Source organism: Eubacterium barkeri (assembly GCF_900107125.1).
GTDB classification, from domain to species: Bacteria; Bacillota; Clostridia; order Eubacteriales; family Eubacteriaceae; genus Eubacterium_O; species Eubacterium_O barkeri.
The window spans coordinates 26,172-49,776 of record NZ_FNOU01000004.1; the positions used below are offsets into that span (position 1 = coordinate 26,172).

A 23,605-nucleotide genomic window follows, 5' to 3' on the forward strand; every position below is an offset into this window, starting at 1 on the left:
CCTTTTAATCTAAACTATTAAGTAAATCATCTAAATCATCACTTATCCGATTAATTTCGCTAGTTGTTTTGATATCTTCTTCTATTACGATTAATCCATCACTATCGGAAAAGTCAGTAATAAAGTCTTCCATTATGTTGCTATATGCATCTTTCATAATATTACCAGCATCTTTATGTCTATCAGAAATAATTGAACTGATCTTGACCTTTTCATTTTTTAATTGTGTTTCATTTATAACTTGAAGTACCTGTTGCGTCTTTAAGACTTCATTCTTTTTTTCAACTTGATATTCTGAATTTAAGTGTTTCCTTTTCTTTTCTGTTGCTTTTTCAATCAAATTTATTACAATTGCCCCGGTAATTCCTGCAACAACTGCTCCCATGAAAATGCCAACGATATTGGCTAAACTACCCAATAATGGTATTTCTACAGCAAAGACTGGTATAGTTAGCAGCCCTTTCTCGATAGCTTCTCCCAAGGCTAATGCACCTACACCACTTAATCCAACCATCACAATTTTACCAACTTCAAGTAGCTTAAGGCTCATCGGCATGCTCTTGTTTTTAGGGTCTAGTAGAAACGCAGCAGCATTTTTTAGAGATTTCCATCCTTGCTTAAGCATCATCCAAACTTTTTTTATTGTTCCCACAACAGGACCAATGATTGCCGTTGCAACAGTAGTCAATAATGTATTACCCGCATTTACCATGTGCGTTTTTAGTTTGCTTACAAAAGATTTTATAGCTATTTTTATGCTATCAATTAAAGAGTCAATATTTCTTTTAGCCATCTTAAACCAGTTGATTAGTTTTTCAATCATTTCTTTAACTAATTCAGCTAACAGTTGCATTGCAACAGCACGAAGGGCATTTCCTCCAATACGAAAAGCCTCTTCTTTCTGTGATTTCTTTCCAGCTTTAATAGAGCGATCTTCCCCTTCTTTTTTCTGTTTTTCATATTCTTTACGGGCCTCAACTTCTTTTTTTCGAAGCGCCTCCTCATCTATATCAAAACGTTCTGCAGCTTTTTGACCATTTCTTTCACTATCAAGGAATTCTGACATTGTAGAATCACCTTTAGACTGATTTGCTGCAGAGTCCATCAAGTTTAGATTTTTCTCACTATTCGCAAATAATATTTGTTCTTCACGTGTCATATGGGCATTGGCACCTGGATCACGAATTATTTCTCCCGCTGACACTGTATGATCCATATTAGTATTTGCAGTATTACTTCCTGTAGGTCTATTTTTGTCGAAATCAGCACGAGCATCTTTGTTTAATACCTTTTTCCAAGAATCACTTCTTGGATCATGCTTTTCCCATACCTTCTCATCTTCATCATATTTATAATTAGCCGTTTTGTGTTCAGTTTTAGGATCTTTTTGAAAATTGCTTTGCCAATCATCATGACGTTTTTGATAGTCAATCTCCGTATTATGAGATGCTATTTTTCCAGCGGCAAAATTCTCTGTTGTTTGAATGTGGGCCTCCGAACGCAAATCTAGTGTTAACCCTCTATTTTCCTCAATAAAATCTTCACCTGCGGTTACACCCACTTGATTCAAGAATTGCTCCCACACAATATTTTTAATTGTTTCACCTAGAGCATCGGGACTTCCTATCTGTTCTTTTTCCTCCTTAAGGAACTCCAAATCTGATAATTCTTTTTCGAGATCATTTTGCAATATCTCCTCTAATTCGTTAAGATCATACGATTTAATTAGTTCATCTTCAAGAGTGTCACTCTTAGATAAAACAGCATTTTCTTTTGACACGATTTATTCCTCCGTATTGTATTTAGGTTAATATAATGAGTTCAAAAATCAGCGCATTGATGAAACTTTGGAAGTTTTTGATATAACCAAATCCTTAAGCCATAAAGGGTGTCCTTTTGACAATGCTGTTGCGGAAGCAACGTTCAAAATCATCAAGACCGAATTCGTTAGAAATCAAACCTTCAAGAATTTAGATAGACTCAAGTTGCTGATTATGTGAATTGGTTCAATAAACACAGAATTCATTTCTCTCTTGACTATCTCACCCCAGTTGAGTACCGGTTGAATAACCTTAAAAAAGTTGTTTAGTTTTCTGTTGACAATCCATGATGCCTTCTTTTCTATTTTTATCTATTACCTTCTGCTCATCTTTTTTGAAGATAGGTTGATTTTTTTAGTTGGTCTATCTATACACTGTAATGTTCATTTATGAAATATCGAGATAAATTTGTATTATCAATTATAGCTTAATTGATAAAGGTTTACAATCACTTATACATACTAAACTAAAAAACTATAAACTCAATATTGTTTATCACCAGCTCAAAAAATCAGATTCTAACAAAAAAATCTGGATTAGGAGAGTCCTTTTTGCTCAAGTCCAATCATTTTAAACTCCTGTTTTTACATAAGAAAATACATATAATAATATTAGTGATTGTATATGCTCAATGTATATGGGTATAATTCAAGTGATTGTTTTGTGAGAGGAGATGGGCTTTAGTGATATAATCTACAGCTCAATATTTCTAAAATTGATTAAAAGAGTATAAAGTTGCCAGAAATAAGCACGATGCCAGTTGTGCTATGCGTCTCGATTAGTTCCGGTGTTTTTCGTCAAATGCTTTCTTTCGATTGCGTAAATCTTGCGTGACATATTCGAATTCGTCTAATTTATTCTCATAATCATCTAAACAATCGCGGTCACTATCGGACAGATCCTTTTTCGATTGTTTCTTTAATTCGTTTTTTATTGTTTGATTGTTTTGTTCAAATCCACTAACAATAAATCGGAAAAGACCACTGACTACCTTATTTAAAAAACTCATGTAATCATTTCTCCAATCGTTTACTTTTCGGGTGTATTTCTTTTCTTTCCTGCATCATTCCTTTTTTTGCGCCACTGACCATTTTGAGCGCGTGAACGGTTTTGCCCTGCAGTAGGACCAGTTTTAACAGTAGGACCATGTGTATCTTTTGGTGATGCCATTTTGACCTCCATATGATTTAGGGTTAATGAAACATACTTTACCTTGATTCATCGAATTTCTGCACAACTTTACACTCTTTTAATCAATTTTATTGGAATCATTCTATAATTATAGGATGGACAATCCCTGTCCATTACGCTAAAATCAAAGGAAAGAATCAAAAAAACAAAATCCTGTCCACCTCCATTTATTACAATACCCTTATCATCCCACCAAAGGAGCAAGAAATGAAAAATAGTATTGGTGACAATAAAAGCTTCCGTTTGCTCAACCTATATGAACGGTTTCGCCGGGGAGAGAAGCTGACCAAGAAGCATCTGGCAGAGCTGTACGATGTGGATAAGCGGTCTATCCAGCGGGATATTGCGGATCTCAATGATTACCTCTTTAAAGAAGGGGGTGAGCAGGAAATCCGCTATAATACAGGGATGAAAGCCTATGAGCTTCGCCGCATCCGGGAAGGGGCTTTTTCCGATTATGATATTTATGCTATCAGCAAGGTTCTGCTGGAATCCCGGGCTTTTTCAAAGGAAGAGATGTCCCGTCTGTTAGACACCCTTTTAATGGGGGCGGAGGATCAGGCCACCATCAAATACTTATTGGAGAACGAGCGCTTCCACTACATCGAACCCCGTCATGGTAAAAAAATTATCGACTTTATCTGGGAAATTTCCCAGAGCATTAAAAACCATCAGGTTGCCAATGTTCGTTATATTCGTCAGGATGGAAAGGAACGCTGCTATGCCGTTGAACCCTTGGGGCTTATTTTTAGTGAATACTACTTTTATTTGATTGCCCATCGGGTAGGGGGTGCCCAGAAACAAACCACCATCTATCGTATTGACCGCTTTTGGGAGTATGTGTTGACGGAGGAAACCTTCCGTGTCCCTTATACCAATCGGTTCCAGGAAGGGGAATTCCGCAAGCGCATTCAATTCATGTACACAGGACCGCTTACCACCATTACTTTCGCTTTTTGGGGGGATAGCCTGGAGGCGGTCCTAGATCGGCTCCCTACGGCCCGGGTTATTGAGGAGGCTGAGGGTAAAGCCGTGATCAAAGCTGAGGTTTATGGTGAAGGGGTGAAGCGATGGCTTTTATCCCAAAAGGATTGCCTGGAAGTGTTGAGCCCCAAGGCTTACCGGGAGGAGATGGTGGAAACCATCCACATGATGTCGAGCTTATATGAAAATGAGTAATCTTCTTCGCTACTATTATATAATCTAATAACGATATACACAAGTGATTAAAATCCTAAAAAGATATAAAAAATTAAATAAATTGCCGGTTTAGATACTTGGTTAACCTTTAGACCACCTTCTGTTATTATAAAGTATAAAGGAAGGTGTTCCATGGATTTTCAACAGCGATTAAAGCAGCTTCGAAAAAAGAATAATCTAACTCAAAGCCAACTTGCAAAGCGCCTCGGGCTTCAGTCTGCGGCGGTTTCAAAGTATGAAACTGGTCAGACCGAACCCTCTCTTGCCATGCTTTGGGCAATGGCTGAGCTTTTCCAGGTGAGTATTGATTACCTCATTGGCTATTCTGATGTTGAAAATCCCATGGTGGATGAAACCCGCATCACCCATGAGGAGATGGAACTCATTAAACGATTTCGTATCCTTCCCAAGGATGACCAGATTCGTCTGGACGAACGGATGGCGACCTTATTGGATATCAAACGGATAAAAAAATAAAAAAGCAGACCCTCTGGCATCACCTTAACGGATACCAGAGGGTTTTTTGCATTATTCTTCGGCAGTGGCGATTTTCAAGCCGACCTGATGGCATAAGGTTTTGAGGTTTTTCATTAAGTCATCGAGACACGCTTGTTTTTCATCTGTTAACAGTGCTTTGGGCTGGTTATTGATGGTGTTGAAGATCCCCGTGGACTGAAAAACCAGAAAGCCGCTGACGATGAAATAGAATTGGACGATCAGCAGGGCGATGATTACGATGAAAAGGGCCAGAAGCTGATAATCAACGATGGGGTAGACATAGAAATGAGCCTTTTGGGCTAATACGCCGATGAGGAGGGTGATAAGGAGTGTTTCCGCGATGATGACGAATTTGATTTTCGTTGAATCCAGCAGGAACATTCGGATGACCTCATCTTCAATATAGGGCTTACATGCGGACAAGCTTTTGGGGACGTTACAAAAACAACGGTCAAATACTTTCATTTAGAATCCTCTCTTTGGATTTCCAATAATACCTGAATCCGTTCCTGGACACGGAGTTTGTTTTCATGGTTTAGCTGGCGATATTTACGGATTAGGTGTTTTTCGAATTGGGATAAACTTTTGACTTGAAGTACTCGTTTTTTCATCATCAACTGAACTTTTATTTATCAATGAGATACTCAATACTGCTATTATCCAGAAAATATAAATGATAAGAGCGTCCGTTGACGTTGGAAATATCAATTTGACCATCGCCCTTTGAACCCGGTTCGATTTGAATGGTGTCAAAGGAAAAATCTCCGTGGGTATCCACATTCTTGATTTCAATCATGGGATGGTAGGTATCATGGAAAACATACTCCACCGTCCCTTTGACGTATTGCGCCAACGCTCCATTGAAGTATTCGAAATAATTGTGTTGGGGATCCAGAAAGACTTGGGTTTCATAGACATAATCCGTATTCTTCTTTGAAATATAACGACCTGAGATATCACCAATATTTTCATAGGTTGTGGAGACTGCCGCTGTCGGTGTTTCCGGTGTCGGCTGCGGTGTCGCCACAGGGATGTTGATAACATAATCGGCCGTGGCCACTGCGCTTTGATTCCCTTTTTTGTCTTTGGCAATACTCTTTAGGGTAGTTGTCTTCTCGATGGGAATGGCTTTGCCATTGTACTGGGTGCTTTGATCCGTGGGATCAGAGCCATCCGTCGTATAATAGATGGTGATTTCCTCGCCCTCGGGCTTGTTCATAACCACTGATTGGGCAGCTGCATAGGTGCCGGCATTGACCGAATAGGAAGGGGGATTCAGGTTTGTGGTTGAATCCCCGCAGCCGGACAATACTCCGAGGATTGACAGACCAACACAAAAGAGCATAAATTTTTTCATGGATTCAGTCCTTTCTCATTAAAAACATAAAGTGATTTTGAATGGGTTATGATCGATAACCGTGTCGATATGAATTTGATGCATCACCTCCTTCCACCGCTCGATTTTTCCTTATTCAGCCGGTGTGACATTATTGTACGCTATTGAGGTAGACAGGAAGTGTCTCACTGCTTTGGAATTTGTATTAAACCAGATAGCTACCCTCCTTGGATTGTTTGTCGGGCGAGAAAAGACTAAGGTGTTATCAGAAATTGAATAATAATTGTAAAATGTTTAAGATTAATATCAAAAATATGCTATAATATTGATATTAAGTAAGGTGAGGAGGTGCCACTATGGCGACAATACGACCAAGTTCAGACTTGAGGAACAAATATAATGAGATATCTGCTTTCTGCCATACCTATAATGAGCCGGTATTCATAACTAAGAATGGTACCGGGGATCTCGTCGTTTTATCCAATGCGGAATATGAACGGTTAACGGCCAAAGAAAGCCTTCACCGTTTATTAAATGAGGGAATCGCAGATGTACAGGCGGGACGGGAACGCGATGCCGCCGATGTGTTTGATGCTTTATGGGAAAAATATGACCTCGGATCACTATAAGGTTTTAATCGAAGCCTCTGTAGAACGAGATTTAGATGAAATTTTCAACTATATCTGTAATGATCTCCATGCACCAGAAGCGGCGAAAGGGCTATTTATAAAGCTTAGGGAAAATATTTCAGCCTTATCAACTTTTCCATTTCGGCATACGCTTATAGCGGAAGAACCATTTAAAATGATAGGAATCCGTAAGATCCAGGTAGAGAATTATACTATATTTTATACTGTCAATGAAGAACCCAAAACCGTTAAAGTATTGCGTATACTTTATTATAGAAGGGAATGGCAGATGTTGATTTGATTAATAGCATTGGGTTTTTTAGCATGGGATACATGGGGTCTGAAAAATTGAAAAAAATGGAAAAGCTGAATGCGAGATGCTTTTATATGACGAACCTTCTCCGCCATCGTATATTACGCATCAACCTTTGGGTTGGTGTTTTTTTTGTCTTATAGTAAATATTGGGGTAGAACTACCCCAGCATCTATTATTTTTGAAAAAATGAGCATGAGTGGTTCACATCCATCTGCAAATGGAAAAAAACTCCATATCTGTCCCTCCTGGCATACCCAGACAACCTGTATCCATGATTATCGGACACAGAAGGTGCTAGCGGGCGTGATCCGTCATCAGGCGATTGTGCTGTTGGTCCGTAAACGCCGATCGTCTGACACATCTTTTTGACCATGGAGATTTTCCTAGAGCTCAAGCAACGGAGATTATGGACATTGACGAGTCCAAAGGCAAGCACTCTCTGTGCAAGGCCCAATATCCCAAGAACATTGTCTAAAATTGCCGCCAACAGGATTGCAGTTACAATCGTCGCGGAAACAGACTTGTTCATAAAACCAACTCTAGTGATGCTAGTATATAGGTATGGACATAAAAAGTTGAAATTCGGAACTATACATGAAAACGCTTGACGAATGAAGGAAATTGTTTTATAATTCTCTTAAGTTACAGGAGTACTTAAAGGGGAATGAAATGGAAAAGAAAATATGGCAGTCAAATCTGACTAAAAATCCAAGGGATGCAGATGATTATTATATCGAGCGTGTGGATGCCATTATAGAAAATGCCGTGTATCGAAGGGCTTCAGACATCCATCTGGAGCCCTTTTCTGTTGATCGAATGCGGATTCGGTACCGTATAGATGGGCAATTATATGTTGTAGAGGAAGAACCCCGTCAGTATTTTGATCGATTGATTACCCGTATAAAGATTCTTTCAAAGATGGATATTACGGAGTCCCGTTTACCCCAGGACGGTGCATTCCGTCACTGCTTTGGGGAGAAAAGAATTGATATCCGAGTCTCTACGATGCCAACAGAATATGGTGAAAACCTTGTTTTGCGTCTTTTGGGGTGTATGGAGGGTCTGGATACACTTTCGGGGATTGGAATGCTGGGGGCGGATCAGAGAAGGCTACGACGGATGCTGACCCATCAGTCTGGGCTCATTCTCTTCAATGGAATGACGGGGAGCGGGAAGACAACCACCTTATATGCGGTAATGTCCCAGCTTAATGATTCGGGCGTTCATATGCTATCCATTGAAGATCCTGTGGAGATGAATATCCCGGGGGTGACACAAATCCCAGTTAATCCTGAGATCGGCTTGACAATTCAGGAAGCCCTTAAGTCCGTACTGCGCCAGGACCCGGATATTATTTGCGTTGGAGAGCTTCGGGATGATGTCGTGGCCATGACCGCGGTGCGGGCAGCATTAACGGGTCATCGTGTGCTGGCGACACTCCACACCATGGATGCCCGGTCTTCCCGGGAACGGCTGCTTGATATGGGGGTTCCAGAGTATTTAATTCGGGCGGTTCTTCGGGGAGCGGTGGCCCAGCGCCTTGTAAGACGGCTGTGTCCTTACTGTAAGGAGTCCTATTTGGCATCAGAAAAAGAGTGCCACTACCTAAAGGGTAAGGGTCCCTTGTCTTTGTATCGTGCAAAGGGGTGTGAATGCTGTGGAGGGTCAGGCTATTTGGGACGCATTGGTATTTTTGAATTGCTGGTCATTGATCCAGGGTTTTGGGGGATTGGAGAAGACGGTCAAGGTGGTGTATCCAGGGGACACGGCGCCTTTCGACAGGGAGCACGATCACTGATTCTTCAAGGTGTCACCTCCCTGGAAGAGGGGGTGCGTTGCATTGCCGGATAAAGGGTCTGGCAAAGTTTTTTGGTCCCACACCTCTTCCCGTGCCCTCGGGCTTTTTTGTCAGCAGCTACAAATGCTTTTAGGTGCCGGGATTGCACCAGTGGATGCCTTTAACACCTTGGCGGCAGAACGGAGGGGACGCCAATTGGGAGAGGATGCAAGGCGGGTAGCGAATAAAATACGCCAGGGGAACAGTTTGTCCGACAGTGCGGCCTCCAGCCCTAAAAGCTTCCCGCCACTCGTTATCAATATGCTAAAGGCAGCCGAACGTGGTGGTGGATTAGATCGTGTTTTAGAGGGACTGACCGATTATTATGATCATCAGGCGGATCTCAAAAGTCGATTAATTCAGGCATTGCTTTATCCTGTTATTGTCATTGTTGTAGCAGTGGCGGTTGGGGTGTTTTTGCTGACGACGGTTTTCCCGGCGATTATCGGGACCATTGTTTCACTGGATGGGGAGGTTCCGGCACCAACGCGAATGCTTCTGGGGATGAGTGAATTTGTCTCCAGTGGATGGCCTGTTTTACTCTTATTAATGATCGTTTTAGTGGGTGGCATCCTTGCAGCGCGTCGCCACGAAGGCTTTCGGTTTTGGTGGGATCGATGGGTGCTTAAGGTACCTGTTATTGGGCGGCTGATCTATTATATGCAGGGTCTTCGGCTGGCAGAGTCCCTTGGGATTCTCTTAGGCAATGGGGTGGATATGTTAAGCAGTCTGGATACCGTGGCAGAGGTACTCACCAATCGTCTGTTTAAAGCAGAGCTTCAAGGGATTAAGGAGAAGGTTCGACGGGGGCATGCCCTGGGGAAATGCTTTGATGAATCCCCACTGTTTAAGGGAGCCCTCTGTCAAATGGTGGCAGTGGGGGAACGTGCGGGCACCCTGGAGGAATCCCTTTATCGGGCGGCAGATTATTATACCCAGGAATCCAAACGCTGGATGAAGAATTTATCCACAGTGTTGGAGCCCGCCCTCATTTTATGTTTAGGGCTAATGGTGATGTTTTTTGCGGTTTCACTCATGGCACCAATTTATCAAGTGTATGAAGGCTACTTGGAGTTCATGTGAACAAGTGGCGTGTTTATCAATAAAAGCAGGAGGAAATATAATGAAAAGAGTTCAAGGTATTTTAAAGGAAAAGGGAGGATTCACCCTGGCCGAATTGGTGGTTGTCCTTGCCATTATCGGGCTGTTGGCGGGGATTGCGGTGCCGGTTTACAGCAAGGCCCTGGGCGCTGCCCAGCAGAAAACGGATGAAACCAATGCCGCCATGGTAGAAAGTGCGGTACAGGTGTATGTGGCGGATACGGGGGCAATGCCAGGTGTAACAGCTGCAAGTGGGACAAAAGAGGCTTTTGATGAAGTGGTAATAACGTTATCAACATCTGGGAAAGAGTATTTAAATATGTCTTCTATCACATCTAAAAACAACAATGTTTTTAAATATAATAGTCAAACAGGAAAAGTGACGGTGGAGAAAGCGGGTGCGAACCCAACTCCGACCGTTTAAAATGAGGCGTGACAATCACTCTGGCTACACCCTCTCCGAGGTCATTGTCACACTATCCATCCTCTCTCTGTTAACAGTGGGAACGGTGGGAATAGGTGTGGGTGTATGGAAGCATCTCACAAATCAGCAATTTGAGGCGGAGTGTGAGCAATTACTCAAAGAAATATTAGTCACGAAAGAGATGGGGATGATGTCTGGAGATGGAAAGGGAGCGACGGTGACGCTGTATACCAATAAAGTATATTTAGGCACCTATGAAAATGGCGTATTGAAGCAGCGGTCAATGGTCTTTAAACATCTGACTATAAAAGTAGCCGATGCGGTTAAAATTGCCTTTTCTCCCGATGGGACCAATAGTATCTCCAATTCCTATTGGCTTAAAGGAAGGGGAGGACAGAGTCGTTATCTGGTGGTGCAGCCTGGTGGCGGGAGGGTATACTTGTCCGATGAAAAGCCGCAGTAGAAGAGGGAGTACTTTAGTAGAGGCAGTGGTAGCCCTTGGAATTTTGTGCTGTGTCATAACGGTATTGTTAGCGTTCACCGGGGTACTTCTGGCCGGACGACGAGCTGGCCAGATCGTAATCCAGGAGGGAACCCAGCTCAATACCATTCGGGATGAGTCGGCGGCAGCCCTCCAGGAGTTAAGCACCAGGGATCAAACATTGATCGTGACCACCATCGCAACGGTAGTAGGCCGATATCCACCCTGGACCTATCGGGTAGAAGGGGTGGATCGTGGACTGGTTACCGTTGTGTTTATCTACCCCCATGAGGGAGGAGCGCACTGTTATCGTGGGAAAATATTCACGGATTAGGCAACGAAAAGCGAGTTCTGGATTTACCCTGGTGGAGCTAATGGTCAGCCTGGCCCTTATTGCAATGGTGATGCTCCTTTCACTGTCTACTCTGGCATTCTTTAATCAGATTGCCTCGGGACTACGATACGATGCAGAGACAGAAGTCACCTTTCGCCGAATTCATCTGGTTGTTCAAAAACAAATTGAGCGATCCGATGTCCTTTATATAAAGGGGGAACGGGTTTACCTCATGGATTTGGAGAATCCAACCCTTTATATGGATTATTATCGGCATGATCCCACCAGTGGGACACTCTACCGCTGCAAGGTCCACCGAAGTAATCTGGTGGATATCGGTCCAGGTCAATATAGCCAGCTCGCCCGGGACGTGGTCGATTTTACGTTACAGGCTCAAAGGGATAAGACCGGAGGATTTTCCGGTATCATTGAAATGCATTTGGTTTTGGAACAGGATGGGAAGGAGCAGGTCTATGACGCGGCCTTTGGGTATCCTGGAGGAGGAAAGGCCATCCTTCAAAAAGAATGAGGACGGCTATGTTCTGGTATTGGTGCTGGTAATCCTTGCTTTAGTGATGGGAACGGGTGTTGTTTTATTGACCAGGATGCAGGTGGATTTAAGGGACGGCATCGCCTATCAGGAGTATCAACACTGTGTTTTTCTTGGAAAAAGTGTGGCAGAGGAATGTCGCTGGGCCTTAGCGACGGACCCCGATTATCAAGGGACGGATGGGCTACAATCCGGTGAGGCGGGATCGACCTACCGTATCCTGGTTCAAAAAAATTCCGAAACCCAATGCGGCCTTATTATGGAGTGTCGTTATGGCCGATACCAGCGCTATTATACAGGGATAGCAGAAATTGACGGAAATACTGGTCAAATTAACAATTTTTCGCTACAATTAAACTATTAATTGATAAAGAGGAGACCAGAATGAGTAAGAGTAAGGTATATTTTACAGATTTACGTACCCGCGGCGGGGCAACCCTGCTGCAGAAGCTGGAAAAGCTGGTTAAAAAAGCCGGATTGATGGAAATGGATTTTGAAAACCGCTTTACGGCCATTAAAATTCATTTTGGGGAACCTGGCAACGTCGCCTATCTTCGTCCGAATTTCTCCCGGGTGATTGTTGATTTGGTGCGGGAAGCAGGGGGAAAGCCCTTTTTGACAGACTGCAACACCCTCTATGTCGGCCGTCGGAAGGATGCCTTGGAGCATTTGGATGCGGCCTATGAAAATGGTTACAATCCCTTTACCACCCATTGCCAGATGATCATTGCCGATGGACTAAAGGGGACGGATGATGTGGAGGTCCCCGTGGGCGGGGAATATGTCACCAAAGCTAAAATTGGCCGGGCCATTATGGATGCAGATATCCTGATTTCCATGACCCATTTCAAAGGTCACGAGAATACAGGTTTTGGCGGGACCATTAAAAACATTGGAATGGGCTCAGGCTCCCGTCGGGGAAAAATGGAAATGCACGCAGCCGGGAAGCCGTCGGTGCTGGCTAAACGCTGCCGGGATTGTAAGGCCTGTGGTAAAATTTGCGCTTTTGGGGCCATCAGCTATGACAATGGGTATGCCGCCATCAACCACGCTGTCTGTGTAGGTTGTGGCCGATGTATGGGGGTCTGTGCCTTCGATGCCATCGTACCGCCTTATGATGAAAGCTTTGATATTCTTAACAAAAAAATGGCTGAGTACACCCTGGCCGTGGTGAAGGATCGCCCTCAATTCCACATCAGCTTCGTCATGGATGTTTCTCCCTTCTGTGATTGTCATGCCGAAAATGATTTACCAATTATTCAGGATGTGGGGATCTTTGCATCCACCGATCCTGTGGCTCTGGACCAGGCCTGTGCTGATGCCTGTAATGCGGCACCGGTCATCTCTGGAAGCTATTTGGATGACCAGCTAAAAGAGCATGACCACAGTCATGATGTGACCGGTGATCGATTTTGTGCCACTCACCCGGATACTGATTGGCGGGTATGTCTGGCCCATGGGGAGGAAATTGGTCTGGGGAGTCAAAGCTATGAACTCATTACGGTGAAATGATGAAGGTGATAAAAAAAGATACCTTCGCACTTTGCGTTCCGATCACACCGAGGAATGCTGAAGAGTTGATGGAGCAGGTTCAGGTGGCCATAGCCGCTGAGCCCGACTTTATAGAATGGCGTCGGGATTATTTTGAACCGATTACCCTTAATGAAGAACAAGAATTATTGTCAAAAATAAAAGGGATGCGGGGAGGCGTGGGGTTGATTTATACCTACCGCAGTCCCTTAGAAGGGGGCGTCACCCAAGTGGATGAAGCCCATCGGCTGGCCTGTATTTTAGCTTGTATTGCCTGTGATGGAGCAGATTATATCGATGTTGAGCTGGATAGCTCTGCGGCTTTTAAGGCGGGGGTAAAAAAAGCTCTGGTTGAGAAAGAAGGTGGCCTGATTTTATCCCGGCATCACTTTGACGAATGTGTATCAGAGGAAGCTATTGAAGCGATTTTCAGCGATATGGTACAGGATGGTGCCGACATTCTGAAGCTGGCCATGATGCCAAAAACACAAAAGGATGTCCGACAGGCGATAGCAGCGATTATTCGGGGAGGAGCCTTCCACGATGCACCTATAATCAGTATTTTGATGGGGGCGATGGGGGGGATAACCCGGATCTTTCCAGACTATACCGGGGGATCGCTTAGCTTTGCCACTGTGGTGGATTCCACAGCGCCGGGTCAATTATCGGTGTCAGAGGTGCGCAGTATGCGTAAATCCATGGGCATTAATATGTAATACCATGAAGGGCGACCATAAAAAAATAAGATTTAGGGATTGAAATCCGAAATCACGTATGCTATTATTATGTTCGTAGCGTAAAGCATATGTGTTTCGCCGAAGTGATGGAATTGGCAGACGTGACGGACTCAAAATCCGTTGGTAGCAATACCGTGTGGGTTCGAGTCCCACCTTCGGCACCATACAAAGAATGAATGAAAGCCCCTAACCATAAGGATTTAGGGGATTTTTTATATGTTGGAATTATGGGAGGTTTACCCTTTAACGTACCATTTACAGATTCTTACCGAGGGTCGTATTTCGCTTTCTTTGGGAGGGTGTAACTTTCGGCCGGACTGGTGCGGATATATCCTAGGGTAAAGGCCTAGGCCATGGCCCGTTGGCTCGCTACCGGCGTTCTGTGCTGCCCTTCTTCTTGGAATTGTCCAAGGTTTTTCTTTTTGTCCACCACTTGATATAATACCCTTTAAGAGCAGTTCGCTGGGTAGCTGATCCAAAATTATAGAGGGTATTTTCATTCTACGCATTTCAATGTTTTTTCCTCTATATCTAGGACTGCACCGAATCAATGAATATTTGCTTTTGATTAATTGAAACCTGGGTGAAAATATCTACTGAGATAATACCTTTTGGTCGTCTATGGTGGAAAATTCAGCGATTACTAGAATGCTGCTGACTTACATGCGCTCAAGCAATAATTCGGAAAATTCGTCAATATCCTCAGGTGCTCCCTGCTTGAGTAATCCGCACTTTGCGCACAGCAGATAGGTACGAGTGGTGCGTTCACCACGCAGAAACATATTTTGAAACTCCCATAAAAGGGTACTATCCCAAACGCGTCGGGGTGATATGTATGCACCGAGTTCACGACCCAACAGCATGGAGTGGTTCCAATCAAAGCGACAAAGGCCATAAGACCCATCAGAGTTGATTGCCATTTCGTAAAACACATACGGGCAAACACGGACCTCCTTAATTTCATCGCCCAACAGCCCAACGGCTTTGTTGATCGCGACTTGCTCTTGCTCGAATTTTGGCCAATAGTCAATGATATGTTCCACAAAAATACCGTCGGTTATATTTCCGAAGGTAGCGTAAAATTGTTGCTCTTGTGCTTCAGTCAAAATATCCCCATTAATTTTAATATTCATTTCACATTGCTTGCGGTGTTCATAGAAAAAAGAAATATTATTCACAAAGGCGTTATAATCAAGTTTGTATCGTGAAAAATCCTCGTATTGTGCGGAATTGATTCCTTCTACTGAAATATTAATACGGTCAAGTCCTGCGTCAATTATCTTTAGACTTAAGGCTGGCGTAAGTAGCGATGCGTTGGTGGTAGTATCTACACGCTCGCAACAACCAGACTCCTTTGCATAGCGTACCATATCTGGGAAGTATGGATTGAGCAACGGCTCCCCATCTTTGTAGAGCCTGATAACCTGTATTTTATCTTTAAAATCGTGCATTGAATCGATCAAGGATTTGTATAAGTCAAAGTCCATTGGACCATGACCGCGTCCTGGTGTTTTTTTCAAAAGTGAAATGTTACCGGATGGGCAAAATTTGCAGTGAAAATTGCATGTATCACAGGGGTCAATATGGACGATGTAGGGTGTTCTAAGTGGAAGTACATTCTTGAGTTCCTCTCGGTTGTGTAGATCAATGCGAGGCTTCACTTGTGCGTTCATTTCCATAATGGATCAGTTCCTTCCCTAGTAAGTATTTTTATTTGCTTTTATTTTAGCAGCTAAATAATAAAACGTCAAGTTTTATTTAGCTGCTAAATAAAATACTAGAGGGAACGGTTAAAGTATTATTTATTTTCTGGGTAGGTTTTCTATATACACATCTAAAAATGCTAAAATAGCATCGCGGTGTTCTTGGGAAAGACTGCTTAAATATTTTATTACATTTTGGTAGGACTGTGCATGGAAGTGGTCGTGCGCCTGTTCTGCGGTTCTGCCAAGAGCTGTTAGTTTTAAATATACAGCTTTCTGATTGCCTTCTACTTTAAATTTTTCCACAAGTCCTTTTTGAAGGAGCTTGTTCGTGGTTTGTGTTACAGCTCCATTTGTAATGCCCAATAATTTGGCAAGCGCATTTGCATTGATAGATTCATGTGCTCCGATGGCTTCAATGGTGTGGATTTCAGCAGGATACAACAGTATCCCCACGCCAAAGTCTCGAGCACATTTGCTGGTTTTGTTCATAACGTTGGTAAGCTCTATTACCTTTTCTAAGATTTCATGGTATTGCTTCATTTTAATATCGCCTCCTGTATTTTAGCAACTAAAAAATATTGTCAATGAGTTTTTGTAGAATTTTTTCGAAGTTTGCAATGATAACAATTATTGCCTTTTGAGCCTGTATTAATTTATAGTACTCTGATAATACTATTTAATCAATTGATAAGTTGGAGAAAGAATGTTTCATAAGAACAAACGAGGGACATTATCTTATCAAAACCTGGAAGAACTCAAAAAGGATTTTGAGGCAGAGCGTAGATAAAATGGTATCATGGGGGCGGGGTAAGGAAAATTTAAAGTTTAAGAGGCTTTTTGCATATTAAAAATAGCATTTTTAGCCGCTATCAATACTATTTCGCACACCCATAAAACCCTTATAGGGGCATGTGCCCTAGCCTATTTTAAAAGGGTGTCACAGCGTGGGTAATCTAATACCACCACTTTAGCTTTTCGGGTTCGTGGGTTTCGTTATCGTCATAATATACAGCCAGCCGAAAAACATAGAGAAGGCATCGGTCCTCTTGAAAGCCCTTATAGGAACAATCCTGTTGAAATAATGTTTCGGGGTCTTTTCCCTTTAGGTCAGCGATGGTCTTAATCCCAATATTTAGTAAATGCTGTTCAATTTTTTTCCGATTCATGGAATAGCGGTTAAATTGCTGGTGCTTTTACGCGTGTTGTTTTTCATAGAATAGCCTCGATAGTGTGATTCAAACGATTGGTTTTTATTTCTGCATTGGGTCTGTTGATAAATAGGATAACACAGAAACACGACCCTTTAAAGCCGCATTGGTTTTTTAGAGGAAATATTATTTTTGTTGGCGGCGAAGGGCTGCTTTGTGGAAGGCAGTGGTAGGATTGTGGGACGGATTAGAGCCAGAAGATTATTGGATCGGTTTTGTATGCGGCGGGACGGAAAAAACGGGGGAATGGATAAAGAAGGGATAAAATTTTGTCATTTTTTTTTGTAAAAATAAAGGAGAACTAATGAATAAGCGGCTAAAACACAAGGTTTAACAAGAATTTTAAGATAAAAGAAATTCGTATTGTTTTTTGTGGGCAGGTCTTGTATTATACAAATGAATGAGATATAATGACATTGTCCCGGTGGGAACAAATTTGAACAGGCCTTTCACCTGAGGATGGGAAGTGGATGATCAGTGGAAGAAAATTTAAAAATCAGTAAAGATCTCGTGGATTTGCAGCGATTGGTCGTGCCTGAAATCGGTGCATTAATCGAGATGCGGTACAACATCCTGTCAACCATCAAGAGTGAGGAACCCATCGGTCGGCGGAATTTAGCTTTTGTTCTCGATATGAGTGAGCGTCAGGTGCGCAACGAAATAGAGTTCCTCCAAAACCAGAAGCTCTTAAATGTAGAGCGTCAGGGTGTCGTTCTGACGGATCTGGGGAAAAAGATTATTCTTCAGCTAAAACGAATGTTATACACGTATAATGGTTTGGAGCAGCTGGAGCATGAGCTGGAAGAAAAACTTCATCTTAAAAAGGTGGTCGTATCTCCTGGAGATATGGATATGAATTATCAGGTCCTTAAATTTATGGGCCGTTCAGCCGCCCAATACATTCTGTCCATTCTTAAGTACAGAGATACCTTGGCACTTACTGGCGGAGCCAGTGCAGCCGTGGTGGCTGAGCAGATGAAGGAATCCATTTATCCGGATGTCTATGTTATCCCGGCCCGGGGTGGGATTGGAAAGAGCCATTCGACCCAAGCCAATAATGTCGTAGCAGAAATGGGGCTTAAGCTCCATGCCAACTACGAGCTCCTTCACCTGCCGGATAATATTGATAATCGGCTGCTGGATGCGTTAAAGGACTATCCGGAAATCAAGCGTGTGTTTGATAAAATGAATGAGATTGATGTTTTTGTCTTTGGGATTGGTCGGGCGGATGTATTAGCCGATTGGCGAAACCTGAAATTAAAAGAAAAACAACGAATACTGGATATGGGTGCTGTGGGAGAGGCCTTCGGACACTATTTCGATGTCAATGGTAAGGTTATTTCACCATCCAGCTCCATTGGAATCAGTATTGAAAACTATAAACGGATCCCCCACGCCATTGCAGTGGCAGGTGGTGTGTCTAAGGCAGATGCCATTATCGGCGTCAGCCGGGTTAAACCGAATATGGTGTTAATGACGGATGAAAGTGCCGCAAAGGAAATCATCCGAAAATTATAAATGAAGCATTTTATGAATTGTGTTTTCAAAGTATTCTATTTTTAAGGAGGCAGATAAAATGTCTGTAAAAGTTGCAATTAATGGTTTTGGTAGAATTGGTCGTTTAGCATTTAGACAAATGTTTGGTGCTGAAGGATATGATGTTGTCGCAATCAATGATTTAACCAGCCCTAGAATGTTAGCACACCTGCTGAAATATGACTCTGCACAAGGAACCTACGCTTTAGCAAGTACTGTTGAAGCCAAAGAAGATTCCATCGTTGTGGATGGGAAGGAAATCAAAATCTATGCTCAGAAGAATCCTGCGGATTTACCCTGGGGTGAATTAGATGTTGATGTCGTTCTGGAATGTACCGGTTTCTTTGCATCAAAAGAAAAAGCATCTGCTCATTTGGCAGCTGGTGCCAAGAAGGTCGTTATTTCTGCACCTGCCGGCAACGATCTGCCGACGGTTGTCTTCGGTGTTAATGAAGATGTCCTGACTGCTGATGATACCGTCATCTCAGCTGCATCCTGTACCACAAACTGCTTAGCACCAATGGCCAATGCACTGAATAAATTAGCAAAGATTAAAAAAGGCTATATGACCACCATCCACGCATACACCGGTGATCAGATGACCCTTGATGGCCCTCATCCAAAGGGTGACTTAAGAAGAGCCCGTGCTGCTGCGGTTAACATTGTCCCCAATACCACTGGTGCTGCTAAGGCCATTGGTCTGGTTATCCCGGAATTAAACGGTGTATTAGACGGCTGTGCACAGCGTGTGCCCGTTCCCACTGGTTCCTTAACCCAGTTAGTTGCTGTCGTTGAAGGTACTGTGACAGCTGATCAGGTTAACGCTGCCATGAAAGCTGCTTCTGACGCTTCCTTCGGATACACTGAAGATGAACTGGTATCCTCAGATATCGTCGGCATTACCTTCGGTTCCTTATTCGATGGAACACAGACAACCACCATGGATATGGGCGATGGCACCACTTTAGTCAAGGCTGTTTCCTGGTACGATAATGAAAACTCCTACACCAGCCAGATGGTGCGTACCATTAAATACTTTGCTGAATTAGCATAATTTAGAAAGAACAATAGCACCAAATCTGCCCACCGGCGGATTTAACCGGGGGCTCCTTTGGAGCCCCTTTATTACTTTAAAAGCCCCAGAAACAAGAAAGAGGTTAGTTCAATATGAAGAAAACAGTAAAAGATATCGACTTAAAGGGTAAAAAGGTCCTGATGCGTGCTGATTTCAATGTGCCCTTCAACGAGGCCATGGAGATCACCGATGATACCAGAATCCAGGCAGCATTGCCCACCATCAAATATATTTTAGATCAAGGGGCATCTCTGATCCTCATGTCCCATTTAGGACGCCCTAAAAATGAGCCCGATCCTAAGTTTTCCCTGGAGCCAGTAGCCAAGCGTTTATCAGAAGTACTGGGTAAGCAGGTTATTTTTAGCGATGACGGAGAAGTGGTTGGTGAAGTGACCAAGGACGCCGCAGCAAAGCTGCAGCCCGGTCAAATTTTACTGCTCCAGAACACCCGCTTCAGACCAGAGGAAAAGAAAAATGATGCCGTCTTTGCAAAGGAACTGGCCAGCCTGGCCGATGTCTTTGTGGATGATGCCTTTGGTTCCTGTCACCGTGCCCATGCATCCACCGCAGGCGTTGCCGATTATCTTCCCGCAGTATCGGGATTCCTCATTCAGAAGGAGCTCGACTTCATCGGTGGGGCTTTAGAAGATCCCAAGCGTCCCTTTGTGGCCATCCTCGGAGGGTCTAAGGTATCCGATAAAATCGGCGTGATCAATAATCTCCTGGAAAAGGTGGATACCCTCATCATCGGTGGTGGGATGGCCTTTACTTTCTTAAAAGCACAGGGTTATGAAATTGGAACATCCTTATTGGAAGAGGATAAGGTGGAATTAGCTAAAGAGCTGATCCGTAAGGCCGAAGGCCGTGGTGTGAAGCTCTTGTTGCCGGTGGATGTTGTGGTTGCACCGAAATTCGCAGCCGATGCGCCTGCCACCAATGTTAAAGCCGACGCCATCCCCGCCGATCAGATGGGCCTGGATATTGGAGTGGAAACCCAGAAAATCTTTGCCGATGCCATTGTTGATGCAGCCACCGTCATTTGGAACGGACCCATGGGTGTCTTTGAATTCCCGGCCTTTGCCAAGGGAACCATTGCAGTGGCTCAGGCTATGGCAGATTCCAATGCTGTTACCATCATTGGCGGTGGCGACTCCGCAGCAGCTGTGAAGCAGCTCGGTTTTGAAGCGGGCATGAGCCATATTTCCACCGGTGGTGGTGCCTCCTTGGAATTCATGGAAGGCAAGGTCCTCCCTGGAATCGCTGTTCTGGAAGATAAATAAGCAGTTTTTATATAATAGGAGAGAAAAAATGTCAAGAAGACCAATTATTGCAGGTAACTGGAAGATGAACAAGGATATAACAGGTGCCAAGGCGTTAATCGAAGAATTAAAGCCGTTGGTGGCCGGTGCAGAGGCAGAAGTTGTTTTCTGCCCCCCCTATGTCGATCTGCCGGAAGCCGTCGCACTGACCGAAGGAACGAATATCGGTATTGGTGCCCAGAATATGCACTATGCCGAAAGTGGTGCCTACACTGGTGAAATTGCCGGTGAAATGCTGACTGCCATTGGGGTGAAGTATGTGGTTATCGGCCATTCCGAACGCCGTGAATACTACAACGAAACGGATGAAGCTGTGAATAAAAAGGCCATTAAGGCCTTGGAATTAGGACTCGTTCCCATCGTTTGCTGTGGCGAAACCCTGGACGAACGGGAAAGCGGACAGGCTGAAGCCAAGGTCGTGGGTCAGATTGAAAAGGGCCTTGCAGACATTGATGATATCGCCAAGGTGGTTGTTGCTTACGAACCGATTTGGGCCATTGGCACTGGCAAAACTGCCAGCAAAGAAGAAGCGGATGAAGCCTGTGGCTGGGTCCGAAAGACCATTGCAAAAATGTATGGTGAAGACGCTGCAGAAGCGGTTCGTGTTCAGTACGGTGGAAGCGTAAAGCCCGCCAACGCGGCAGAACTTATGGCGATGCCGAATATCGATGGTGCATTAGTCGGCGGCGCAAGCTTAACTGCGGATTTCTCCAAAATTGTTAAATACTAACTTAAAATCAATTCAAAGTAATTGAATGCGCAGAGCGATTAGCGTATAATTGAAAAAAAGAGTGCGGGGGATTGGCTCTGCACTCTTTTCATTAGAACGGTAATGATCATCAGTGGTGATCATTAAAGCATTAAGAAAAGGAGTATTATGAGAGGAAATTTAACAACGCTCATTATTTTAGATGGTTTTGGCTATACTCAAAATACTGAAGGGAATGCGGTGCTGGAAGCACTAACCCCTCATTTAGATGCGTTTTACGACAACAATCCCCACACCTTTATCGGTGCGTCCGGTATGGAGGTTGGGTTACCCGATGGGCAAATGGGAAATTCCGAAGTAGGGCATCTGAACCTGGGTGCAGGACGGATTGTATATCAGGAACTTACCCGTATTACCAAATCCACTCAGGATGGGGATTTTTTTGAAAATGAGGCTTTTTTAGCTGGAATCAAGAATTGCAAGGAACACGATTCTGCACTTCATCTCATGGGGCTGGTCTCCGATGGTGGTGTCCATAGCCATCTGAATCACCTCTTTGCACTGTTGGAACTGGCAAAGAAAGAGGGGCTCACAAAGGTTTATGTCCATTGCTTCATGGATGGCCGGGATACGGCACCCATGAGTGGCGCGGGGTTCATTGCTGCTCTGGAAGCCAAAATGGCAGAATTGGGTGTTGGTGAGATTGCGACCATCGATGGCCGTTATTACGCCATGGATCGTGATAATCGCTGGGAACGGGTTCAGAAGGCCTACGACGCCCTGGTCCTTGGAGAAGGAGATACCGCCAGTACCCCTGGGGCCTGTATGGAAAAATCCTATGCCGGCGATGTGACCGATGAATTCATCCTGCCCTGTGTGATTGCTCCGGAAAAAGATAAAACCATCAAAGCGAACGATACCCTGATCTTTTTCAACTTCCGCCCAGACCGTGCCAGGGAGCTGACCCGAACCTTCATCGATGCCGATTTTGATGGTTTTGAACGGGGGAAAGGCTTCTTCCCGGTATTTATGATTAGCATGACTCAGTACGATGCCAGCTTTGAGGGGGTTGAAATTGCCTTCAAGCCCCAAACCATTGAGAATACCCTGGGTGAGTACTTGAGCAAGAATGGGGTACCTCAGCTGCGGATTGCGGAAACGGAAAAATATGCCCATGTGACCTATTTCTTCAACGGTGGTGTCGAAAAGCAGTATGAAGGGGAAGAACGGACGCTGGTGCCATCCCCCAAGGTGGCCACTTATGATCTTCAGCCTGAAATGAGTGCCTACGAAGTAACGGATAAGGTGCTGGAAGCCATTGATTCCGATGCCTTTAAAGCCATTATCCTCAATTTTGCAAATTGCGATATGGTGGGACATACCGGTGTGATTCCTGCGGCAGAAAAAGCTGTGGAAGCGGTGGATACCTGTGCCGCTAAGGTCATCGATGCTGTTTTGGCAAAGGGCGGGAATGTGATTTTGACAGCCGACCATGGCAATGCAGAAAAAATGGTCGATTATGAAACCAAAGAGCCCTGGACAGCCCACACGACTAATCCAGTTGAATGTGTCATCGCTGGCCTGGGGGATGTTACCTTACGGGATGGGGGGCGTTTAGCAGACATCGCTCCGACAATTTTAGACCTGCTGGACATGCCTGTTCCCGCGGAAATGACCGGAAAAACGTTGATTGAGAAGTTGAACTAGGACTGCGGGTGAAACTCGATTACACATCAAAAATGCACTGAAAAATTACATTTTCAGTGCATTTTTATATTGAAAAGACAATGTCCCTGTGATAAAATAACAATCACGGTTAAAACGGAGGTGAGATAATGAAAACATTTTTAATCGTTCTGCTAATTATATCAAGTTTTGCACTGATCATCAGTATTGTACTGTCACCGGCTAAGTCAGCAGGGATGGGGACCATCGAAGGTGGTGCGGAAACACTATTTGGCAGAAAGAAAGCAAAGGGCATTTACGCCATTTTGGAAAAAGTGACCATTGGTTCAGCAATTGTATTTATGATATCCGCTTTCATTTACTCACTTTTTGCTTAATCGAG

Annotated in this window: 27 protein-coding genes, 1 tRNA gene and 1 pseudogene; 21 read left to right on the forward strand and 8 right to left on the reverse strand. The window is 43.8% G+C overall.

The genetic code is table 11. The features are described from left to right. Window positions 1–4: 4 nt before the first annotated feature. Window positions 5–1,780: an AI-2E family transporter gene (locus BLU30_RS03565; RefSeq protein ID WP_090243549.1), complete on the reverse strand. Its 1,776-nt coding sequence runs from the start codon at window positions 1,778–1,780 to the stop codon at window positions 5–7. A gap of 34 nt (window positions 1,781–1,814) precedes the next feature. Here BLU30_RS03565 and BLU30_RS14475 point away from each other — a divergent pair. Further along, window positions 1,815–2,089 (forward strand): annotated as a pseudogene (locus BLU30_RS14475) (IS3 family transposase); the annotation flags it as partial. Between the two features lie 509 nt (window positions 2,090–2,598). Here BLU30_RS14475 and BLU30_RS03575 read toward each other — a convergent pair. Next, window positions 2,599–2,829 (reverse strand): hypothetical protein, encoded by a 231-nt coding sequence (locus tag BLU30_RS03575; protein WP_090243552.1) that lies wholly within the window; start codon window positions 2,827–2,829, stop codon window positions 2,599–2,601. Window positions 2,830–2,849: 20 nt separating this feature from the next. Continuing rightward, window positions 2,850–2,990 (reverse strand): hypothetical protein, encoded by a 141-nt coding sequence (locus BLU30_RS14205; RefSeq protein WP_176770814.1) that lies wholly within the window; start codon window positions 2,988–2,990, stop codon window positions 2,850–2,852. A gap of 228 nt (window positions 2,991–3,218) precedes the next feature. Between BLU30_RS14205 and BLU30_RS03580 the strand changes: the two genes are divergently transcribed. Both BLU30_RS03580 and BLU30_RS03585 read left to right on the forward strand, forming a co-directional pair. Next, complete coding sequence (locus tag BLU30_RS03580; protein WP_090243554.1) at window positions 3,219–4,190, forward strand: helix-turn-helix transcriptional regulator; 972 nt, start codon at window positions 3,219–3,221, stop codon at window positions 4,188–4,190. A 153-nt stretch (window positions 4,191–4,343) separates the two neighbouring features. Next, complete coding sequence (locus BLU30_RS03585) at window positions 4,344–4,688, forward strand: helix-turn-helix domain-containing protein (protein WP_090243556.1); 345 nt, start codon at window positions 4,344–4,346, stop codon at window positions 4,686–4,688. 51 nt (window positions 4,689–4,739) lie between these two features. On the opposite strand, the gene BLU30_RS03590 is transcribed toward BLU30_RS03585, so the two are convergent. Together BLU30_RS03590 and BLU30_RS03595 are read right to left on the reverse strand one after the other, a co-directional pair. After that, window positions 4,740–5,174, reverse strand: a complete 435-nt coding sequence (locus tag BLU30_RS03590) for a hypothetical protein (protein ID WP_090243558.1) — start codon at window positions 5,172–5,174, stop codon at window positions 4,740–4,742. Between the two features lie 160 nt (window positions 5,175–5,334). Continuing rightward, window positions 5,335–6,066, reverse strand: coding sequence for a chitobiase/beta-hexosaminidase C-terminal domain-containing protein (locus tag BLU30_RS03595; protein ID WP_090243560.1), 732 nt, complete (start codon window positions 6,064–6,066; stop codon window positions 5,335–5,337). A gap of 335 nt (window positions 6,067–6,401) precedes the next feature. Here BLU30_RS03595 and BLU30_RS03600 point away from each other — a divergent pair, with 335 nt between their 5' ends. The 12 genes from BLU30_RS03600 to BLU30_RS03660 all read left to right on the forward strand — a co-directional run bounded on the left by BLU30_RS03600 (window position 6,402) and on the right by BLU30_RS03660 (window position 14,148). Next, window positions 6,402–6,674: a type II toxin-antitoxin system prevent-host-death family antitoxin gene (locus BLU30_RS03600; protein WP_090243562.1), complete on the forward strand. Its 273-nt coding sequence runs from the start codon at window positions 6,402–6,404 to the stop codon at window positions 6,672–6,674. After that, window positions 6,655–6,975 carry a type II toxin-antitoxin system RelE/ParE family toxin gene (locus tag BLU30_RS14710; protein ID WP_422717891.1) on the forward strand — a complete coding sequence of 107 codons (321 nt, stop codon included), beginning with the start codon at window positions 6,655–6,657 and terminating at the stop codon, window positions 6,973–6,975. The genes BLU30_RS03600 and BLU30_RS14710 overlap by 20 nt, the downstream gene beginning before the upstream one ends. Window positions 6,976–7,659: 684 nt before the next feature. Beyond that, complete coding sequence (locus BLU30_RS03615; protein WP_090243570.1) at window positions 7,660–8,841, forward strand: GspE/PulE family protein; 1,182 nt, start codon at window positions 7,660–7,662, stop codon at window positions 8,839–8,841. After that, window positions 8,798–9,910, forward strand: coding sequence for a type II secretion system F family protein (locus tag BLU30_RS03620; protein ID WP_278286236.1), 1,113 nt, complete (start codon window positions 8,798–8,800; stop codon window positions 9,908–9,910). The genes BLU30_RS03615 and BLU30_RS03620 overlap by 44 nt, the downstream gene beginning before the upstream one ends. Before the next feature lie 40 nt (window positions 9,911–9,950). Then, a complete protein-coding gene (locus tag BLU30_RS03625) occupies window positions 9,951–10,352 on the forward strand; it encodes a competence type IV pilus major pilin ComGC (protein WP_090243574.1) in 402 nt (133 codons plus the stop codon). Continuing rightward, a complete protein-coding gene (locus tag BLU30_RS03630; RefSeq protein ID WP_143024198.1) occupies window positions 10,327–10,815 on the forward strand; it encodes a prepilin-type N-terminal cleavage/methylation domain-containing protein in 489 nt (162 codons plus the stop codon). The genes BLU30_RS03625 and BLU30_RS03630 overlap by 26 nt, the downstream gene beginning before the upstream one ends. Continuing rightward, complete coding sequence (locus tag BLU30_RS03635) at window positions 10,799–11,167, forward strand: type II secretion system protein (protein ID WP_143024199.1); 369 nt, start codon at window positions 10,799–10,801, stop codon at window positions 11,165–11,167. The genes BLU30_RS03630 and BLU30_RS03635 overlap by 17 nt, the downstream gene beginning before the upstream one ends. Further along, the gene (locus tag BLU30_RS03640) at window positions 11,145–11,696 is read left to right on the forward strand and encodes a PulJ/GspJ family protein (protein ID WP_176770816.1); all 552 of its coding nucleotides are present in this window, start codon (window positions 11,145–11,147) and stop codon (window positions 11,694–11,696) included. The genes BLU30_RS03635 and BLU30_RS03640 overlap by 23 nt, the downstream gene beginning before the upstream one ends. Further along, on the forward strand, window positions 11,641–12,081 hold the full coding sequence (locus BLU30_RS03645; protein ID WP_090243584.1) for a hypothetical protein: 441 nt from the start codon (window positions 11,641–11,643) through the stop codon (window positions 12,079–12,081). Before BLU30_RS03640 ends, BLU30_RS03645 begins: the two co-directional genes overlap by 56 nt. Before the next feature lie 20 nt (window positions 12,082–12,101). Continuing rightward, window positions 12,102–13,229, forward strand: coding sequence for a DUF362 domain-containing protein (locus BLU30_RS03650; protein ID WP_090243586.1), 1,128 nt, complete (start codon window positions 12,102–12,104; stop codon window positions 13,227–13,229). Beyond that, window positions 13,229–13,963, forward strand: a complete 735-nt coding sequence (aroD, locus tag BLU30_RS03655; RefSeq protein WP_278286237.1) for a type I 3-dehydroquinate dehydratase — start codon at window positions 13,229–13,231, stop codon at window positions 13,961–13,963. The genes BLU30_RS03650 and aroD overlap by 1 nt, the downstream gene beginning before the upstream one ends. 98 nt (window positions 13,964–14,061) lie before the next feature. Continuing rightward, window positions 14,062–14,148 (forward strand) — tRNA-Leu (locus tag BLU30_RS03660). A 495-nt stretch (window positions 14,149–14,643) separates the two neighbouring features. On the opposite strand, the gene BLU30_RS03665 is transcribed toward BLU30_RS03660, so the two are convergent. From BLU30_RS03665 to BLU30_RS03675, 3 genes are all read right to left on the reverse strand, one after another. Then, on the reverse strand, window positions 14,644–15,663 hold the full coding sequence (locus BLU30_RS03665) for a radical SAM/SPASM domain-containing protein (protein WP_207647986.1): 1,020 nt from the start codon (window positions 15,661–15,663) through the stop codon (window positions 14,644–14,646). Window positions 15,664–15,786: 123 nt separating this feature from the next. Further along, window positions 15,787–16,230 carry a MarR family winged helix-turn-helix transcriptional regulator gene (locus BLU30_RS03670; RefSeq protein ID WP_090243590.1) on the reverse strand — a complete coding sequence of 148 codons (444 nt, stop codon included), beginning with the start codon at window positions 16,228–16,230 and terminating at the stop codon, window positions 15,787–15,789. Between the two features lie 413 nt (window positions 16,231–16,643). Next, a complete protein-coding gene (locus BLU30_RS03675; RefSeq protein ID WP_242873495.1) occupies window positions 16,644–16,856 on the reverse strand; it encodes a helix-hairpin-helix domain-containing protein in 213 nt (70 codons plus the stop codon). A 519-nt stretch (window positions 16,857–17,375) separates the two neighbouring features. On the opposite strand from BLU30_RS03675, the gene BLU30_RS03680 reads away from it, so the two are divergent. From BLU30_RS03680 to secG, 6 genes are all read left to right on the forward strand, one after another. After that, the gene (locus tag BLU30_RS03680) at window positions 17,376–18,416 is read left to right on the forward strand and encodes a sugar-binding transcriptional regulator (protein ID WP_090243592.1); all 1,041 of its coding nucleotides are present in this window, start codon (window positions 17,376–17,378) and stop codon (window positions 18,414–18,416) included. A 58-nt stretch (window positions 18,417–18,474) separates the two neighbouring features. After that, window positions 18,475–19,488 (forward strand): type I glyceraldehyde-3-phosphate dehydrogenase, encoded by a 1,014-nt coding sequence (gene gap, locus BLU30_RS03685; protein WP_090243593.1) that lies wholly within the window; start codon window positions 18,475–18,477, stop codon window positions 19,486–19,488. A 113-nt stretch (window positions 19,489–19,601) separates the two neighbouring features. After that, a complete protein-coding gene (locus BLU30_RS03690) occupies window positions 19,602–20,789 on the forward strand; it encodes a phosphoglycerate kinase (protein ID WP_090243595.1) in 1,188 nt (395 codons plus the stop codon). A gap of 28 nt (window positions 20,790–20,817) precedes the next feature. After that, window positions 20,818–21,558 (forward strand): triose-phosphate isomerase, encoded by a 741-nt coding sequence (gene tpiA / locus BLU30_RS03695; RefSeq protein ID WP_090243597.1) that lies wholly within the window; start codon window positions 20,818–20,820, stop codon window positions 21,556–21,558. 147 nt (window positions 21,559–21,705) lie between these two features. After that, a complete protein-coding gene (gpmI, locus tag BLU30_RS03700; protein WP_090243599.1) occupies window positions 21,706–23,244 on the forward strand; it encodes a 2,3-bisphosphoglycerate-independent phosphoglycerate mutase in 1,539 nt (512 codons plus the stop codon). A gap of 128 nt (window positions 23,245–23,372) precedes the next feature. Next, window positions 23,373–23,600: a preprotein translocase subunit SecG gene (secG, locus tag BLU30_RS03705; protein WP_090243601.1), complete on the forward strand. Its 228-nt coding sequence runs from the start codon at window positions 23,373–23,375 to the stop codon at window positions 23,598–23,600. The last annotated feature ends 5 nt before the right edge of the window (window positions 23,601–23,605 follow it).

Coding starts and splice junctions, on each gene's coding strand:
- BLU30_RS03575 (WP_090243552.1), bottom strand. CDS start 2,829: ATGAGTTTTTTAAATAAGGTAGTCAGTGGTCTTTTCCGATTTATTGTT.
- BLU30_RS14205 (WP_176770814.1), bottom strand. CDS start 2,990: ATGGCATCACCAAAAGATACACATGGTCCTACTGTTAAAACTGGTCCT.
- BLU30_RS03580 (WP_090243554.1), top strand. CDS start 3,219: ATGAAAAATAGTATTGGTGACAATAAAAGCTTCCGTTTGCTCAACCTA.
- BLU30_RS03585 (WP_090243556.1), top strand. CDS start 4,344: ATGGATTTTCAACAGCGATTAAAGCAGCTTCGAAAAAAGAATAATCTA.
- BLU30_RS03590 (WP_090243558.1), bottom strand. CDS start 5,174: ATGAAAGTATTTGACCGTTGTTTTTGTAACGTCCCCAAAAGCTTGTCC.
- BLU30_RS03595 (WP_090243560.1), bottom strand. CDS start 6,066: ATGAAAAAATTTATGCTCTTTTGTGTTGGTCTGTCAATCCTCGGAGTA.
- BLU30_RS03600 (WP_090243562.1), top strand. CDS start 6,402: ATGGCGACAATACGACCAAGTTCAGACTTGAGGAACAAATATAATGAG.
- BLU30_RS14710 (WP_422717891.1), top strand. CDS start 6,655: ATGACCTCGGATCACTATAAGGTTTTAATCGAAGCCTCTGTAGAACGA.
- BLU30_RS03615 (WP_090243570.1), top strand. CDS start 7,660: ATGGAAAAGAAAATATGGCAGTCAAATCTGACTAAAAATCCAAGGGAT.
- BLU30_RS03625 (WP_090243574.1), top strand. CDS start 9,951: ATGAAAAGAGTTCAAGGTATTTTAAAGGAAAAGGGAGGATTCACCCTG.
- BLU30_RS03635 (WP_143024199.1), top strand. CDS start 10,799: ATGAAAAGCCGCAGTAGAAGAGGGAGTACTTTAGTAGAGGCAGTGGTA.
- BLU30_RS03645 (WP_090243584.1), top strand. CDS start 11,641: ATGACGCGGCCTTTGGGTATCCTGGAGGAGGAAAGGCCATCCTTCAAA.
- BLU30_RS03650 (WP_090243586.1), top strand. CDS start 12,102: ATGAGTAAGAGTAAGGTATATTTTACAGATTTACGTACCCGCGGCGGG.
- aroD (WP_278286237.1), top strand. CDS start 13,229: ATGAAGGTGATAAAAAAAGATACCTTCGCACTTTGCGTTCCGATCACA.
- BLU30_RS03665 (WP_207647986.1), bottom strand. CDS start 15,663: ATGGAAATGAACGCACAAGTGAAGCCTCGCATTGATCTACACAACCGA.
- BLU30_RS03670 (WP_090243590.1), bottom strand. CDS start 16,230: ATGAAGCAATACCATGAAATCTTAGAAAAGGTAATAGAGCTTACCAAC.
- BLU30_RS03675 (WP_242873495.1), bottom strand. CDS start 16,856: ATGAATCGGAAAAAAATTGAACAGCATTTACTAAATATTGGGATTAAG.
- gap (WP_090243593.1), top strand. CDS start 18,475: ATGTCTGTAAAAGTTGCAATTAATGGTTTTGGTAGAATTGGTCGTTTA.
- BLU30_RS03690 (WP_090243595.1), top strand. CDS start 19,602: ATGAAGAAAACAGTAAAAGATATCGACTTAAAGGGTAAAAAGGTCCTG.
- tpiA (WP_090243597.1), top strand. CDS start 20,818: ATGTCAAGAAGACCAATTATTGCAGGTAACTGGAAGATGAACAAGGAT.
- gpmI (WP_090243599.1), top strand. CDS start 21,706: ATGAGAGGAAATTTAACAACGCTCATTATTTTAGATGGTTTTGGCTAT.
- secG (WP_090243601.1), top strand. CDS start 23,373: ATGAAAACATTTTTAATCGTTCTGCTAATTATATCAAGTTTTGCACTG.